The sequence below is a fragment of the Saccharospirillum alexandrii genome (assembly GCF_043641555.1).
Taxonomy (GTDB): domain Bacteria; phylum Pseudomonadota; class Gammaproteobacteria; order Pseudomonadales; family Natronospirillaceae; genus Saccharospirillum; species Saccharospirillum alexandrii_A.
The window spans coordinates 845,380-861,547 of sequence record NZ_JBHZRJ010000002.1; the positions used below are offsets into that span (position 1 = coordinate 845,380).

14 protein-coding genes and 2 tRNA genes are annotated in these 16,168 nt (G+C 58.0%); 8 read left to right on the top strand and 8 right to left on the bottom strand.

What is annotated here, in order from left to right; translation table 11 throughout:
- The first annotated feature begins 25 nt into the window (after nucleotides 1–25).
- From ccoS to ccoM, 7 genes are all read left to right on the top strand, one after another.
- Nucleotides 26–262: a cbb3-type cytochrome oxidase assembly protein CcoS gene (ccoS, locus tag ACHUE7_RS09810; RefSeq protein WP_394169796.1), complete on the top strand. Its 237-nt coding sequence runs from the start codon at nucleotides 26–28 to the stop codon at nucleotides 260–262.
- The gene (locus tag ACHUE7_RS09815; protein WP_394169797.1) at nucleotides 259–903 is read left to right on the top strand and encodes a sulfite exporter TauE/SafE family protein; all 645 of its coding nucleotides are present in this window, start codon (nucleotides 259–261) and stop codon (nucleotides 901–903) included. The genes ccoS and ACHUE7_RS09815 overlap by 4 nt, the downstream gene beginning before the upstream one ends.
- Nucleotides 904–1,375: 472 nt before the next feature.
- Nucleotides 1,376–1,957: a gamma-glutamylcyclotransferase family protein gene (locus tag ACHUE7_RS09820; RefSeq protein ID WP_394169798.1), complete on the top strand. Its 582-nt coding sequence runs from the start codon at nucleotides 1,376–1,378 to the stop codon at nucleotides 1,955–1,957.
- Between the two features lie 83 nt (nucleotides 1,958–2,040).
- Nucleotides 2,041–2,583: an adenine phosphoribosyltransferase gene (locus ACHUE7_RS09825; RefSeq protein ID WP_394169799.1), complete on the top strand. Its 543-nt coding sequence runs from the start codon at nucleotides 2,041–2,043 to the stop codon at nucleotides 2,581–2,583.
- Between the two features lie 374 nt (nucleotides 2,584–2,957).
- Entirely contained in the window at nucleotides 2,958–3,914 is a 957-nt protein-coding gene (ttcA, locus tag ACHUE7_RS09830; RefSeq protein WP_394169800.1) for a tRNA 2-thiocytidine(32) synthetase TtcA, read from the top strand.
- A gap of 115 nt (nucleotides 3,915–4,029) precedes the next feature.
- Complete coding sequence (gene fnr, locus ACHUE7_RS09835) at nucleotides 4,030–4,770, top strand: fumarate/nitrate reduction transcriptional regulator Fnr (RefSeq protein WP_348475778.1); 741 nt, start codon at nucleotides 4,030–4,032, stop codon at nucleotides 4,768–4,770.
- Between the two features lie 137 nt (nucleotides 4,771–4,907).
- A complete protein-coding gene (gene ccoM, locus ACHUE7_RS09840; protein ID WP_348475779.1) occupies nucleotides 4,908–5,030 on the top strand; it encodes a cytochrome c oxidase subunit CcoM in 123 nt (40 codons plus the stop codon).
- A 25-nt stretch (nucleotides 5,031–5,055) separates the two neighbouring features.
- Here the strand turns inward: ccoM and nudC are convergent, their stop codons facing one another.
- Both nudC and ACHUE7_RS09850 read right to left on the bottom strand, forming a co-directional pair.
- Nucleotides 5,056–5,871 carry an NAD(+) diphosphatase gene (gene nudC / locus ACHUE7_RS09845; RefSeq protein WP_394169801.1) on the bottom strand — a complete coding sequence of 272 codons (816 nt, stop codon included), beginning with the start codon at nucleotides 5,869–5,871 and terminating at the stop codon, nucleotides 5,056–5,058.
- Nucleotides 5,872–8,574: a bifunctional acetate--CoA ligase family protein/GNAT family N-acetyltransferase gene (locus ACHUE7_RS09850; protein ID WP_394169802.1), complete on the bottom strand. Its 2,703-nt coding sequence runs from the start codon at nucleotides 8,572–8,574 to the stop codon at nucleotides 5,872–5,874.
- A gap of 95 nt (nucleotides 8,575–8,669) precedes the next feature.
- Between ACHUE7_RS09850 and ACHUE7_RS09855 the strand changes: the two genes are divergently transcribed.
- Entirely contained in the window at nucleotides 8,670–9,608 is a 939-nt protein-coding gene (locus ACHUE7_RS09855) for a histone deacetylase family protein (RefSeq protein WP_394169803.1), read from the top strand.
- A 219-nt stretch (nucleotides 9,609–9,827) separates the two neighbouring features.
- Here ACHUE7_RS09855 and ylqF read toward each other — a convergent pair whose 3' ends face one another.
- The 6 genes from ylqF to ACHUE7_RS09885 form a co-directional block, all read right to left on the bottom strand.
- Nucleotides 9,828–10,700: a ribosome biogenesis GTPase YlqF gene (ylqF, locus tag ACHUE7_RS09860; RefSeq protein WP_394169804.1), complete on the bottom strand. Its 873-nt coding sequence runs from the start codon at nucleotides 10,698–10,700 to the stop codon at nucleotides 9,828–9,830.
- 37 nt (nucleotides 10,701–10,737) lie between these two features.
- Entirely contained in the window at nucleotides 10,738–11,670 is a 933-nt protein-coding gene (locus tag ACHUE7_RS09865; RefSeq protein ID WP_394169805.1) for a 1-aminocyclopropane-1-carboxylate deaminase/D-cysteine desulfhydrase, read from the bottom strand.
- Nucleotides 11,667–13,097, bottom strand: coding sequence for a hypothetical protein (locus tag ACHUE7_RS09870; protein WP_394169806.1), 1,431 nt, complete (start codon nucleotides 13,095–13,097; stop codon nucleotides 11,667–11,669). Before ACHUE7_RS09870 ends, ACHUE7_RS09865 begins: the two co-directional genes overlap by 4 nt.
- A 359-nt stretch (nucleotides 13,098–13,456) precedes the next feature.
- Complete coding sequence (locus tag ACHUE7_RS09875; RefSeq protein ID WP_394169807.1) at nucleotides 13,457–15,475, bottom strand: oxidoreductase; 2,019 nt, start codon at nucleotides 15,473–15,475, stop codon at nucleotides 13,457–13,459.
- A gap of 399 nt (nucleotides 15,476–15,874) precedes the next feature.
- A tRNA-Asp gene (locus ACHUE7_RS09880) sits at nucleotides 15,875–15,951 on the bottom strand.
- A gap of 7 nt (nucleotides 15,952–15,958) precedes the next feature.
- Nucleotides 15,959–16,034 (bottom strand) — tRNA-Val (locus tag ACHUE7_RS09885).
- Nucleotides 16,035–16,168 lie beyond the last annotated feature (134 nt).

The following is a 16,168-nucleotide window of genomic DNA, read 5'->3' on the forward strand; positions in this document are numbered from 1 at the left end:
AACACCCTGTAAACGGAGCACGATCATGGACATTCTACTGCTGTTGATTCCGGTGAGCCTGCTACTGCTGCTCTTGGGCGGCGGCTTGTTCTGGTGGACGGTCAACAGCGGGCAGTACGACGACCTGGACAGCCCGGCGCAGCGCATTCTGTTTGAAGATGACAGTGACATGGTGCCTGACCGGCCCGATCGCTCCGGGAACGGCCCGGCGAAACCCGATGAACCCGTGACAGCCAATCAGCAGGACTCATCGACACCATGACAATTGATGCCTTGTCCGCTGTGCTGATCGGTATCATCTCGGCCGGTCACTGCCTGGGCATGTGCGGCGGCCTGACCGTGGCTTTCGGGGTCAACAGCAAGGGGACGTCGGTACTGGCCGCCTACAACCTGGGCCGCATTACCACCTATTCGGGACTGGGCTTTCTGATCGGTGCTGGTCTGTCGTGGTTACCGGCCAGTACCATACCGGCACTGAGGCTGATTGCTGCGGCCTTGCTGGTGCTGATCGCCCTGTATTATCTGAACATTGCCGCCTGGATCACCCGGGTGGAATCGCTGGCGTTGCCGCTGTGGCGACGCCTGCAGCCGCTGGCAAAACGCTGGCTGCCGGTCACAACCGTTCGACAGGCCTATCCTCTGGGGCTGGTCTGGGGGTTTTTACCTTGTGGACTGGTCTATTCTGCCCTGGGCTTCGCAGCAACCGCCGCCAACCCCTGGGCCAGCGCCGGCCTGATGCTTTGCTTCGGGTTCGGCACCCTACCGGCGATGATGCTGACCGGTGCCGCCGCAAAACCTTTTCAGCGTGGACTGAACACACCCTGGGTGCGCCGGGTGCTGGGTGGTAGTCTGCTGGTCTTTGCCGCCTGGCTGGCGTTTCAGGCGGTTTCCATGGGCCACTAGCAGGCCGTTGAAATTCGAAGAATTTCAGCCGCCTGCTACCGGAACAAGGACGTTCCGGCAAAATTGATGACTATCAAGTCATCGATTTTGTGAGAGAAGCAAAAATCGCAATTTTTGGTTCTAGGGAGTCTCTGAATAACTCCCCCGGGGCTCTGGCTTATCCGAGGGACGTTGCCACAAGGCGGACTCATGCAGGAATGTCTAGACCTTTCAAATGAGTCCAACGCGGTGGCTACGTTCCTCGGAAAGTCGGAATGCCGCACCACCCGTAGGGCGCGGCCAAAACGTCCTGCCCCGGCGTTGCACTTCTTGACAAGGGCTACGGCCATTGCGCTGCGAAGTGCGTCGGAGTGCCGCCCACTTGGGCAAAACGTTTTGGCTCGCGCAGAGCCCTGGGGGAGTTGTTCAGAGGCTCCCTAGTGTTTTGAAAAAGGCAGGAAGCCTTTTTCAACAACCTGCTAGGAGGACATTCATGCACTACATCTTTGGCTATGGCAGCCTCATTTGTGCTGACAGCCGCAGCCGAACCGGGGTCAGCGGTCTGGCCTATGCCGTCGACGTCAGCGGGATCGCACGACGCTGGTCCGTTCCGGTTCCGGATTACGGGGCCACGGCCCTGGGCGCGCACCAGGACCACCAGGCCCGCTGCAATGGCGTGGTTTTTGCCGTCGATGAGGACAACCTGGCCCGCTTTGATCTGCGTGAACGCGGCTATGACCGACTTCGCATCGATTGGAGCCAGGTTGAGAATCTGGGTGATACCCCACTGCCCACACATCGGCCGTTGTGGGCCTATGTCGGCACCTGCGCGGATGACCCGATTCCCGAGCGCCCTATACTGCAAACCTATCTGGATGTGATTCTGAACGGTTGCCTGGCGATCAGCCAGGATTTTGCGGAACGGTTCATCGCCTCAACAACCCCCTGGCAGCACCTGCACGATGACCGCCAGGCGCCCGGCTATCCACGCGCCCTGTCGGATCACAGCCGACACCCGGACATTGATGCCCTGCTGCATCGCACCCTGCCAGAGCTTATCGGGGCCCGCCGCTGAGTCTGCTAAACTCTTAGCAAATGACCGGCCAAACCAATGAACGGCCAGACGGCTTGTTTGCAAACCGACCCGGAGAATCAACGATGCGTTTTGACCAGATCACCCTGAAAAACCGGATCAAAAGTTACCCGGACTGGCCTAAAGCCGGTATCACCTTTCGCGACCTCACCCCGCTGTTCAACGACAACCGGGCTTTGCATCTGTGCGCCCACGCCTTTGTCGAACGCTACCTGGAAGCAGACATCACCCACGTTGCCGCCCTGGAAGCCCGGGGCTTCATTCTGGGCAGCATCATTGCCTACCAGTTGAACCTGCCCATTATCCTGGTGCGCAAAGGTGGCAAACTGCCGGGCAACGTCGCCAGTGAGCACTTTACCCTGCCTCACGGCGAACGCAGCCTGGAAATTCAGAAAGGCAGCTGTGGCGACGGTGACCGGGTGCTGATTTTTGACGATCTGATCGCCACTGGCGGTTCTGCGCTGGCCGCCTCTACACTGATTCAGAGCCAGGGTGCCAGCGTGGTTGAAGCTGCCGCGGTGGTGGATCTCCCCGATATGGGTGGTGTCGAGATTCTGGGAGAAGCCGGAATACCCACCTTCACCCTGCTGGCCTACGAAGGCAAATGATCACGACGGTTGTTATTACTCGAGTTTCGGAGACCAGTTTTACCTTGGTGCCAGGAATCCGTGTCAGGCACCGGGTAACCCTATCTGGGGCCGGCGTGAACCCATCCATGGGGCCTAGACTTCGGGATATGAATCCCTTCCATGGGATTCACCCTTCGGGCTCGCTGGGCTCGTGCTAAAACGCTCCTGGCGTTTTAGTCCATGCCTCAGACTTCCCCAGATAGGGTTACCCGGCACCTGACACTCAGCAAGGTGTCTATTCCGACACTGGTGTTTTTAGACCCTTTTTTAACCCGGGGCTTGTTCCACGCGGGCGTAGGTGGTAGAACACGCGCCCGCATTGTCGCTACAGCAACACAGGTATGGATTCAGGCATGACCCTCACGTCAAACCACCCGGCTACAGACGCAACCCCGCTCGCAGAACCTTCTGCAGACTCGCCGACCGTCGCAGCCGAAAAGAAGGCCAAAACCGAGTTCAACAAGGTGCAGAAACGCTTGCGCCGTGAAACCGGCCGCGCCATTGCTGACTTCAATATGATTGAAGAGGGCGACAAGGTGATGGTATGCCTCTCAGGCGGGAAAGATTCCTACACTATGCTGGAGATCCTGATCAGCCTGCAGCGCAGCGCGCCGGTGAATTTCGAGCTGGTCGCAGTCAATCTGGATCAGAAACAGCCCGGTTTTCCCGAAGAAATTCTGCCTAATTACCTGAAACAGCGCGGCGTGCCGTTCCACATTCTGGAACGTGATACCTACAGCATCGTTCAGGATATGGTGCCCGAGGGCAAAACCACCTGCGGCATCTGCTCGCGTCTGCGTCGCGGCACCATTTACGCCTTTGCCGATCAAATCGGTGCCACCAAGGTTGCCATGGGTCACCACCGGGATGACATTATGGAAACCTTGTTTCTGAATATGTTCCACGGCGGCAAGCTCAAAGCCATGCCACCCAAACTGCTGAGCGACAGCGCCACCAATGTGCTGATTCGCCCGCTGGCTTACTGTCGGGAAGCAGACATCGAACGCTACGCAGCCTTTATGCAGTTTCCGATCATCCCCTGCAATCTCTGTGGCTCTCAGGAAAACCTGCAGCGCCAGTCGATCAAGGCCATGTTACGGGGCTGGGAGAAAGAATTTCCGGGTCGGGTTGAGAACATTTTCCGGGCCATTCAAAACGTCGCCCCAACGCAGCTGGCCGACCGGTCGTTGCACGATTTTGTGTCACTGCAGGCGACCGGTATCCCGCTGGCACCGGTCAGCGATGGCGGAGAATTCAGCCCTATGGCGCAGACATCGGTCAACACCTGGGTTCCGGACAGTGAACACTGAGTTCACCCTAGGCGATTAACCGCATGGGGCTGGTAATAGACGTTGATTCAGCTACCATGACTGATAGACAAAACAGACCTGTAACCTGGGTCAAATCGCTTGGAGCGAGCACACTGTGAAGCTGAATACTCATTGCAACACCTGCAGCCTACACCCCCTGTGCCTGCCGCTGGCGCTGAACGGCCAGGAAATGGATCAACTCGATTCCATCATCCGGCGCGGGCGCCCGGTGCAGAAAGGTGACATTCTGTTCCATCAGGGTGAGGCCTTTCACTCCATTTTTGCGGTTCGTACCGGCACCATCAAAACCTATACACTGACCCAGGAAGGTGAAGAGCAGATCACCGGTTTTCACCTCGCCAGCGAGCTGGTCGGCCTGGACAGTTACGACGCCGTCAGCTATTCCGCCACCGCCCGGGCACTGGAAACATCGAATATCTGCGAGATCCCGGTCGACCGGCTCGACGATCTCTCCGGCCAGATGCCTGAACTGCGACGTCATTTAATGCGGCTGATGGGCAAGGAATTGCGTGAAGAACAGAAAATGATGCTGTTGCTGAGCAAGAAGAGCTCCGAAGAACGCCTGGCTTCATTCCTGCTCAACCTGGCGGCCCGCTACAAGCGCCGGGGGTACTCCGGTACCAGCTTCCGGCTAACCATGTCACGCGGCGACATCGCCAACTACTTGGGTATGGCCGTGGAAACAGTGAGCCGGGTGTTCACCCGCTTTCAAAAGCAGGGCATTCTGGGTGAGAGTGACAGCGCCAAAGACATCGTCATTGAAGATTTCAACGCCCTGACCCGCCTCGCCAGCCTGGCTGACTGCGAACGCATCGAGCTCGGCATCAGCGCCTGAACCAAGCCTGCAGACCACCCTCCCGGATACTTGATCCAGATCAAGTATCCGGCCTGCTTTGCCTGACAGACATCAAGCCTCGCACGTCTCCCGCTCCCTATACTGATTTCATTCATTCAGCACTGAGGAGTCTGATCATGTATATGGACACTGTTGTATTCGCAAGCCTGCTGACCGTTGGTCTTATCTTCGGCTTTATGGGCATATGGGGCTACGTGGTCTATCAGGGCCTGCACAACGACCACAAAAGCGACGAATAAGCTTCAGGTGGCGCCAGGCGATGACCTATACCGTCCCCGCCTGCCTGGCCTGGCGGTAGCGGTTGATCAGCCAGCCAGCTATTGAAAACCCCGGTGGCACGGTTGGTAGCGCATCCAGCGAAAACCAGCCCGCATCGGCTATTTCGTTTTCCTGAAGCCGGATGTCGCCGCCATCGTAATCGGCCCAGTAACCCAGCATCAGCTGATGCGGGAAAGGCCAGGTCTGGCTACCCTGATATCGCAAATTGGTCACCTCAACACCCACCTCTTCACGCACCTCACGGTGCACGGCCTGCTCGGCCGATTCACCGGTTTCAATGAAGCCCGCCAGGGTGCTATACCAGCCACGCGATCGGTTACGAACCCCTTGCGCCAGCAACACCTCAGACCCCCGGGTAATCAACACGATGATGCATGGGCTGACCCTGGGGTAAAACCTAAGCCGGCAGGGTTCACACACCATGGCCGGCTCTCCGGCCAATGACTGGGTGGGTTGGCCGCACTGGCCGCAATAGCGGTGCTGGCGTCGCCAGTCGAGCAGGCCCCGGGCGCGAGCAGCCAGCATAAAGGCGGTTTCGCTGACAGAGGCGACTTCACGCAGGGCCTGGGTAGTCACGGTGCTGCTCGATTGCAGGCGGGCGGTGTAATAGCTATGGCCATCGAGCAACCCGACAAACTCCTCCTGATGCCACTCAAAACGGCACTCACGGCGCTGGTGGATATGGCTGTCGCCGTTCAACACCAGTTCATCACCTTGCCACAGCATCAGGCGATCGGTTGGCGCTGGTGCCGGTGCATGGCCCGGCAGTTCTATGCTGTGCTGACCCAATTCGTATAGCACTTACTTGCCTCTGTTGTTGGTTTTTCCTGGACGGTTCGGCAACTCTTCAGCCCTGTCTCTGGTTGCATTCAGCGGCAATGTCAGACGGACGGTTCCATCCTGCTCATGGTGAGCCTTGAAGCCAAACCGGCGCCCCAGCATCAACATGGGGGTGTTCTCGGGCAGAACATCCGCCACAATGCGGGCAATGCTCTGTGCGGCTGCGTAATCCAGCGTCTTCTGCATCAATTGACGGCCGAGCCCGGTCCCCTGAAACGCCGATTCGACCATGATGGCGAATTCCATCTCATTGGTATTCACGTCGGTCCACAGCCGCATTTCACCCACGATGTGTCGCTTCGATAAGGCCACGAACACCATCTCGCGGCGGTAATCGATCTGGCACAGGGTGGCCAGCTCCCGGTGTTCAAAATGCAGGCGACTGCCAAAAAAACGCAAGCGCAAGGCGTCGGCATCAAAGCGACCGTAAAAGGCTTTCAACTGGGGCTCATCCTCGCCCCGTATCGGCCTCAGAATAACAGACTGGTCGTTTTTCAGGGTAACGGTCTCGATCAGTTCGCTCGGATAGGGGTTCAATGCTGGCCGCTGTGGTTCGCCAATGCAGGCGGCCACGCCAATCACCAGCAAGCCCTCTCCGGGTTGCAACAGCACGTTGGCTTCCAGCCCGGCCAATTGAGGCCAGTCGATCACCATCTGCGACAGTGCCTTCAGTGCCCGCACCAGTTGAGACAGGTCCTGCTCCAGATTGTCGCTGCGCTCGGCCAGTACCTGATAGCCGTGTGACCGCATGATCATTTGCCGGGCCAGTGAACTGTTCAGCGGCGGCAGCGCCACCTGCCGGTCGGCCAGCATGTCGGCCCGGGAACCGCCCTCTCCGAATAAAATAAGCGGGCCGTAATCGTCATCCCGGGTCATACCCAGGCTGAATTGCAGATGATCGATCTTGCGTCGCATCGGCTGCACGCCCCAACCCAGGGTGCGGCTGTTTGGAAACTGCTCGGCTTTCTCGGCGGCGAGCGATTCACGGGCTTCGCGCAACGCGCCTTCATCGGCCAGTTCAATGCGCACACCGCGCCAGCGCTCTGAGGGGGCTTCATTGTAAGCAAACGGATAACAATAGGCTTCATGTACCAGACGCAGAGACGCCGGGAAATACCGTGGCGTCAGGCGCTGCACCACCTGGTCAAAATCGACGCCAAAGGTACTGTCGACCAGGGAAAAGCCATAGAGTCGCATCAGCGCCCGGGCTTCGGCCCAGGTAAAGTAGCGGCGCTTCTGCTCTTCAATCTGCCGGAACAGATCCTGCCCCTGCTGGCGGTCCGGGGTAAAACCCAGTGACGTTGATGTCGGGGTTTCACGCAGGCGCTCCTGCGCCAGCTCGTGACGGGCCACGGTGAAAAAGGCTTCAACCGCATCGTTGGGTGAATCGAAATTCAGCAAGCCGGCTTTGTCGAATTGCTTGCGCGCCTCGACAATGCTGACACCGCCCATAAAACAGGTCAGAAACATGCGTCGGCTGCGTTTGATGTAGGGCTGCAATAACCGGGCTACGTCGGTGCTGTCGGAACGCTGGTTGGGGCTGTGGATGACCAGAATACCGCCGATCGCCGGGTCCCGTTCCAGTACTTTCAATACATCCAGATAATCCTGCCCGGTAGATTCGGGCGGTAGAATCGCCGGGTTGTAACCCGTCTCCTCAGCGTACCAGAGGGTTGGTAACTTCGCCTTGTGATCCTCAATGTGAGCCAGCTCGCCCCCCAGGGCCTGTAATTGCTGACTGGCCAGCATGGCCGTGCCCAGACCGTTGCTGATTATGGCCAGATTCGCCCGGTGCAGCGGACGCGCCCGCGACAGCACTTCCAGCCCGCTGAACAAGCCATCGGCGCTGTCGACCTGCAATACACCGGCACGGTTGAAGTATTCGTCGTCCACCGGTCGCCGATCGAGTAAACCCGGCGGCACACTGCGCCGGGCCTGGGTGCGGATGGCGAGCACTTTCTTGGAGCGGGCAGCGGCCCGCATCGCTATCAGCAATCGGTTGGCATCACGGATGTGCTCCAGATGAATCAGAATGGATCGTACCCGGCGATCGGTCGACAGATGATCGACAATATCGGAGATGCGCAGATCAGCGCTCGAACCCACCGTCATGAAATGGGAAAAACCGATGCCCCGGGCACCGGCCCAGTCGAGCAGGGCCGAACCCAGGGAAGCCGAATGACCAACATAGGCCGATGGCCCGGGCAGCGCGTTCAGGTGGGCAAAGCTGGCGTTGAGGTGTTCATCGGGTACCAGAATGCCCAGGCAGTTGGGGCCTAGAATGCGGATATTCAGTTCACGGGCCAGGGTCAGAATGCGCTCGTTGCGGGCGGTACCCAGCGACTGACGGCGCGACAAGCCGCCGGTCAGAATGATGGCGGCCCGAATGCCTACCCGGCCTAACTGGCGTAATACCCGCATCAGCGATTCGGGCGGCAAACAGATGACAGCCAGATCAACCGGATCACGAATTTCACGCACATAGCGAAACGCCGGATAACCAAAAACGCTGGCGTAGCCTTTGATATTCACGGCATACAACGGATGCGGGTACTCACTCTGGCGCAGGTTCTGCATCACCACCGCGCCCATGCTGCCTTCCCGCTCCGATGCCCCGATGACGGCGATGCTCTTGGGTTGAAAGAAGTTGCTCAGGTCGGGCATGCTACCACCAAAGTAGAAGGGGTTTGGGCGGGGTGCGCAGTGGCCCCTCGCCTAATGTAGTCGTATACTGCCTTGCCTTTCAACGGTGATGCCTGATGATTCCAACAGCCTTACTCCATCATGCGGTTTACCACCTGCACGATATGGGAAACGACCATCCCGAGTCGCCCCTGCGTCTGGATGCCATTCTCAATCAGCTGGAAGCCAGCGGACTGAGCCAGAAAATGGATCACCGCGAAGCACCTCTGGCCAGCAAAGAAGCTGTGCTGCGAGTACATCACCCGATTTACGTTGAGCAGCTGGAACGCATCAGCCCCTCACACGGCCTTATTCAGGCAGACCCGGATACGCTGATGGGCCCCTATACCTGGGAAGCGAGCTACCGCGCGGCCGGGGCCGGCATTCAGGCCGTCGACGATATCATGGCTGGCCAGTATCAGCGGGCTTTTTGCGCCGTGCGCCCGCCCGGCCATCATGCCGAACCCGCTGCCACCATGGGGTTCTGCTTTTTCAACAACATTGCAGTGGCTGCCCAGCACGCTCGTCAACACCATGGGTTGAAACGCGTGGCGATTATCGATTTTGATGTCCACCAATGCAACGGCACCATCGAAGCCTTCACCGACGAACCCGACGTACTGGTGTGCAGCAGCTTTCAACACCCCTTCTACCCCAATACTCACTGGCAAAGTGAGCACCCGCACATGATCCTGACCCCTCAGGTCGCTTTCGCCACCATCGATGATGTGAAAGACGACTGGGAGGCTCGCTGGAAACCTGCGCTCCAGGCCCACAAACCTGAAATGATCTTCATCTCCGCGGGTTTCGATGCTCACACACTCGACCCCATGGGTCAGTTGAACTGGCAGACCGAGGATTATTACTGGATCACCCAGGTGATTATGGAGCAGGCCGAGCAGCTGTGTTCGGGACGTGTCGTCTCAATGCTGGAGGGTGGCTATCACCTCAAAGCCCTGGCCGCCTCGGCTGAGCAACACATTCGGGCCATGATGGGGCTAGAGTCGAAAGACTAGTTAGGTCAAATACATTTCAGTGGTTCTTTATAGTTCGTTGCCTGAGACCCGTGCCAGATACCGGGTATGCCGCTCCGGGGTCGGGCGGAATGCCGCCCACTCAACCCTTCCATGGGGCCTAGACCGCAGCATCCTTGCTGCGGACTACCCCGGATCGGCATACCCGGCACCTGTCACTCTGTTGGTTGCAAATTCCGAGACTGTGTTAACACTGAGAATTTAGATCGCGTGCGGATCCACATCCAGCTCACGATATGGCACATCCCGGTCAGGTTCCTCCAGGCTGATTCGGCCAAGCACCCCACTGCGCATTTCCTTCAGAATAATTTCACTGACCTTGTGCCAGTCGACATCGCGGCCCTTGATGCAGGCGCGTTTGCGGGCAATGGCTTCCATACATTCCATCGCACCGTCGGGAATACTGTCTAACTTGTAGCGCTCGATCAGCCGTTCAGGATAACGCTGCATCAGATAATCGACCGCGAACAGGGCAATGTCTTCATATTCGACGGCGGTATCACGAATCGCACCGGAGGCCGCCAGACGGTAGCCGCCAACTTCCGATTCCGGTGATGGCCACATGATCCCGGGGGTATCCATCAGGGTGAAATCGTCGGCGATCTGAATGCGTTGCTGCCGGCGGGTGACGGCCGGTTCATCGCCGACTTTGGCAATGCGACGCCCCACCAGTCCGTTGATCAGAGTCGACTTACCCACGTTGGGGATGCCCACCACCACGGCGCGTACCGGCTTGCCGATACCACCCCGGTAAGGCGCTAGTTTTCGGCACAGGTCGGGAATTCGGGCGAGTTGGCGGCGGTCGGTCATTACGATGGGCAAGACAGTCATGTTGACGTCATCGCTGTAGTAGCGGCGCCAGGCCTCGGTAACCTCCGGGTCGGCCAGGTCATCCTTGCTCAACAGACGCACCACGGGTTTGTCTCCGCGGGCTTTGGCGATCACCGGGTTCATGCTCGATTTTGGCAAGCGAGCATCCAGCACCTCGATCACCACGTCGATGGCGGGCATGATTTCTTTGATTTGTCGCCGGGCCTTGTTCATGTGCCCCGGGAACCAGTTAATTTTTGCCATCGAGCCTGTTACCTGCGGTTTAAAAACGCGCAGTGTATCACAGCCCGGTCTGGCTGCGCCGTCCCTGCAAGCCGCCGGTGTGCAGAATGCCCAGGCGTTGCTGGACCAGGCCCGGGTCGTCGTTCAGGCGTTGCTGCAGTGCCATAAAGGTTTTACCGGTGTAGACCGGGTCCAGCTCAATGCTCTCCCGCTGCTCAAAATCGGCCATAAAGGCTATTTGTTTCTCGGTTACCCGGCCGAAGCCCTTGCCTGCGGCGCCTGTCCAGAGGGTGTAGCTGCCAGGCTGAACGCCCACTGAGGCGAGCTTTTCGATCAGAGAGACGTAGTGATCCGGGTCGCGATAAACCGGTACGCCGATGATACGGGTTGATTCCGGCGCGGTGCGCACCAGCCCAGCCAGAGTGGTTCCGGACCCCACCGGGCAGACAAGAGCATCCAGGTCGGTTCCGGCCAGTCGCCACCAGGCGCCAGAGCCGTCGATCGCCTGCGGTGACCAGCCCCCTTCGGGAATGAACAGGGCGTCTTCCAGGCTGTGGCAAGCCCAGGCTGCAAATTCACTGCTTTCGCGTTGCCGGTAGTGCTCACGGTCGATGAAGTGCAGCTTCATACCCCAGCGCTGGCAGTCGAGAAGCGTGACAGACCAGGTCACAGGCTCTGGCCCCCGCACCCACCCTGTTGTCGCTAGCCCCATCACATATCCGGCATAGGCTAAGGCATGGAGGTGATTGGAATAGGGCCCACCAACCGACACCAGATGACGGGCACCCTGCTGTTCGGCTCGAACCAGCCAGGCACGCAGCTTGAACCACTTGTTACCGGAAATAATGGGGTGAAGACGGTCGCCACGGACAGTGAAGACCAGCGGTGATGTCGCCCAGGGGGTTCGGTCAATAACCAGTTGGCTGGGCTCTGCAGGCAGGCGGGGAACGCCGGACGAGGCGACCGCTTCCTGGTTACTGTTCCGGGTCAACTGGACTTGCGAAATGCCGTGACGTTTCCGGACACCACCCGGTGCCGGGAGCAGAAGTTGTGAGTGCCCGATTCAAAGTCACTGGGCTGGTCGACACGCTTAACCGGCACACCACATTCGTTGCATTCCGGGCTATCGTAGTGAACCAGCCAGGCTTTGTATTGCTCCAGCGTGACGCCGCACTTCTGGGCGGCAAACGCCATCGGCCGTTCCAGATAATCGGCCAGTTGCCGTGAAGGCATGCTGATGTGGCCAGCACCGGGATGATAGGCCACAAACACCAGGTCGAGCCCATCGAGCCGTTCCATCAGGTCATCGTTGTTGTCTTCGCTCTGTTCGAGTTCAGCGACCTGCTCGGTCAACGCCTGAATCTTGGCCTCGGCCTTGCGCAATTCTTCTTTGTGCTCATCAATCTCGAAATTCTTTTCGGTCAATGCCTCTTTCAACGCAACCACCTTGTCCTGCTCATCGGCGGTGGAGGATTGCTGCGAATGCAAGGCGGCCAGATGTTCTGTTTTCAGTTCATCGTGACGCTCTTTCAGGGTATCGAACTGCTCCTGCAACACCAGGTTGTCCCGCTCCAGCTTGCGAAAGCTGCTCTGGAGTTTATCGCCCAGTACGCTGGACTGATTGGTTTGCTGCTCGAGTTCCTGAATACGGTTGCGATAGGTCTGGGCCTCATTGCGCATGGCCCGTTTAACCTGCTCAACCTCTTCCTTGTGCTGTTCTTCCAGCCCATGAATACGTTGTTTCTGGCGACGCGTCAGTAAGGCGAGCTTTTCCTGATATTCCCGGGCCTGCTTGGCCAGCTCTGCTTTCAGGTCTGCTTCGCTGTATCCGGTGAGTGCTTGGGGTTCCACCTGGTCGGAAATGACCGGCAGGTCTTCGAAGTCGCCAACGTCGTCCACTTGCTCGCTGATCGTGGGCGGGTCTGCCGGGGCTTTGGCAGCGGGTGCCGGCATGGGTTTCGAGGGCTCATCTTCGGTTATGATGCCCAGTTTGTTGCGCCTGACGGCTTCGTGAATCAGTTGAAAATGGTTGAGCCCGTCGCGTATTTTAGGCTCCCAGAGTTCGCGCTGATACCAGGACACTGAACATTGGCTGCGACAAGCCAGTCGAATAGGACCCTGGCCAAGATCCGGCCCCGGCCCGGCGGTGTCTGCCAGATGACGCAGCGGAATGTTCCAGTCCTGATCGGCAAAGCCGCGATCGTCGAACTCAATCAGAAAGAGAACAACGCTGTGGACTTCAAGTGATGGGGTGATTTTAAGATAGGCAGCCTGAACCTCGCGCGACGACAGGCCAGTCATACCGACCACACCATCAAGCACGGCTTCGAACTCGGTATAACGCATTTCTTTGGTGATGCCTTTGCGCCCAAAGAAAAAGACCGCTTCGATCAGTTCTTTGCTGTTGCGATATGCCATACCTTACCTCTATTCATCCCCACGCCCTTTAACAACAACCGGGTCTGACCCTCTCGCCACTAAAAGACTCATGCCCGTCAGGCCAATCTGCCCGAGTCTCAGAGTAGCACGCATGCCTGGCATACGTAATTTCAGAGAGTGACCCCAGACGCACAAGTCTACCCCCTGAAAGTCACCGGAAGTGTGACCTGATCGTCACTTGAACGGCCATTTAGGGATCAAAACGTCAGAGTGTGACCAATGTTGTGGAAAAAATGTCGATTGGGCAAGCTTGTAGAGAAAAACTGCAGAGGATTTTACGGCAAGATGACCATGAATCACCGCCGACAGGGCGGTGATTCATGTGAGCAACTGTCTTTCTAAAGCGATGCGGCCAGCTCGGACCCTTGCCGGATAGCCCGCTTGGCATCCAGCTCACCGGCTTGCATCGCCCCACCGACCCGGTGTGCTTCGACGCCCTGGTGTGCGAGCTCATCAAACAGTTCCAGGCGTGATTCCTGACCGGCACAGATGACGATCTGATCGACCGGTAAACACCGGTACTCACCATCAACCATCAGGTGCAAGCCTTCATCGTCGATACGCTGGTAGTCTGCGCCGGTTACAAAGTGGACGCCTTTGGCCTGCAAGGTGGCTCGATGGATCCAGCCCGTTGTTTTACCCAGGTTTTTACCCATTTTGCTGGCCTTGCGCTGCAGCAGCCAGACCTCGCGCGGGCTGGGCTCCGGTTGAGGTGCTACCAGGCCACCACGACCTGAGACGCTTAAATCTACGCCCCACTCCCGGGAAAATGCATCGATATCGAGACTGGGTGACTGATCACCGTGAATCAGCACTTCGCTGACGTCGAAGCCAATACCGCCAGCGCCAACAACAGCGACCCGATTGCCCGGCGCGACAGCACCACTGACCAGGTCGGTATAAGACACCACCATCGGGTGGTCAATGCCGGGGATAGCCGGCGTACGCGGTACGATGCCAGTGGCGACCACAACCTCGTCAAAATGGGCCAGGTCGGCCGCGGTCACTCGCTGTCCCAGCTTTAGATCGACCTTGTTCCGCTCCAGCTGAACCCGGAAATAGCGCAAGGTCTCGTAGAACTCTTCTTTGCCGGGAATTCGTTTTGCCAGATTAAACTGCCCGCCGATGTCGTCATGTTCATCAAACAAGGTAACCTGATGCCCCCGCTGCGCAGCAACCGTCGCTGTTGCCAGCCCACCAGGGCCGGCGCCTACAACGGCAATGCGCCGGGCCTGCGTCACCGGAAGATAATTCAGTTCTGTCTCACGACAAGCGCGGGGGTTTACCAGACAGGATGTCAGCTTCATCTCAAAGATGTGATCAAGGCAGGCCTGATTGCAGGCAATGCAGGTGTTGATCGCCTCTGCATCGCCCTGCTCCGCCTTGTTGACGAAGTCTGAATCAGCCAGGAAAGGACGCGCCATGGAGACCATATCGGCCTGACCGGAGGCAATGATGGTCTCAGCGATCTCAGGGGTATTAATCCGGTTGCACGCCACTACCGGTATGCTGACCTCCTTGCGAATGCGCTCGGTAACCCGGGCAAACGCAGCCCGGGGCACTGAGGTGACGATCGTCGGTACCCGCGCCTCATGCCAGCCGATGCCGGTATTCAACAAATTGACTCCGGCTGCCTGCAGCAGCCTGGCCTGAAGCACAATTTCATCCCAGGTATTGCCGTCTTCCACCAAATCAATCATCGACAGGCGGTAAATCACCAGGAAATCATCGCCGCAGACGTCACGAATTGCCCGCACAATGCGCTCGGCCAGCGTAATGCGGTGCTCGATATCGCCGCCCCATTCATCGTCACGCTGATTGGTGCGCAATGTGGTGAACTGATTGATCAGATACCCTTCCGACCCCATCACTTCTACCCCGTCATACCCTGCTTGCTGCGCCAGGCGGGCACAGCGGGCAAAGTCGGCAATGGTTTGCTCAATGTCTTCACCGGACAGTTCGCGTGGTTTGAAGGGGTTGATAGGCGCCTGCAGGGCTGATGCCGAGACATTGTCAGGAACATAGGCATAGCGACCGGTGTGCAGGATTTGCAGGCAAATACGGCCACCCTCGGCCTGCACCGCCTCAGTAATGACACGGTGCGACGCCACTTCAGCTTCGCTGGTCAGTTTGGCCGCACCCGGGTAAGTAACCCCCTCGTCGTTCGGTGCAATGCCACCCGTTACAATCAACGCCACTCCACCCCGGGCTCGCTCGGCATAGAACGCCGCCATGCGCTCAAAACCTTGCTTGGCCTCTTCAAGACCCGTATGCATCGACCCCATCAGGAACCGGTTCTTGAGTGTGAAGGGGCCAACATCCAATGGCGTGAACAAAGCGGGGTATGTCTGGGTCATAGCGAAACCTATCATCCGTTTCAAACGATCGTTTTAATCGGGTTATAGCACCATAGGCGATAGATCGAGTCAAGCACGTTAAGACCGGGGATGATGCAGTCAATTCAGAACAGATAGGCTAGTCGGGGGATTGTTCTTCGAAACAGGACAGCAGAATTTAAAGAAAGCAGGGAATTTTGAGTAAAGAAGACAGGGCTGACGTTCCAGATCGTGATCTTGGCCTTACTTTGGAATTTGGGATTAAATGGCGGAACGGACGAGACGCGACCGGGCTGGCGCTCCAGCTCGCGACCAGGGTCTTGCTTTGGAATTCTGCATTAAATGGCAGAACGGACGAGAGGCGACCGGGCTGGCGTTCCAGCTCGCGACCAGGGTCTTGCTTTGGAATTTGGGATTAAATGGCGGAACGGACGAGACTCGAACTCGCGACCCCCGGCGTGACAGGCCGGTATTCTAACCAACTGAACTACCGCTCCACGGTATTGGTGGGTGTGAACGGGATCGAACCGCTGACCCTCGCCTTGTAAGGGCGATGCTCTCCCAGCTGAGCTACACACCCAGGTAAAACTGGATACAATGCCTCCCGGCTTAAAATCATCACTTTCCTAATCAAAGGAAATGGCGGAACGGACGAGACTCGAACTCGCGACCCCCGGCGTGACAGGCCGGTATTCTAACCAACTGAACTACCGC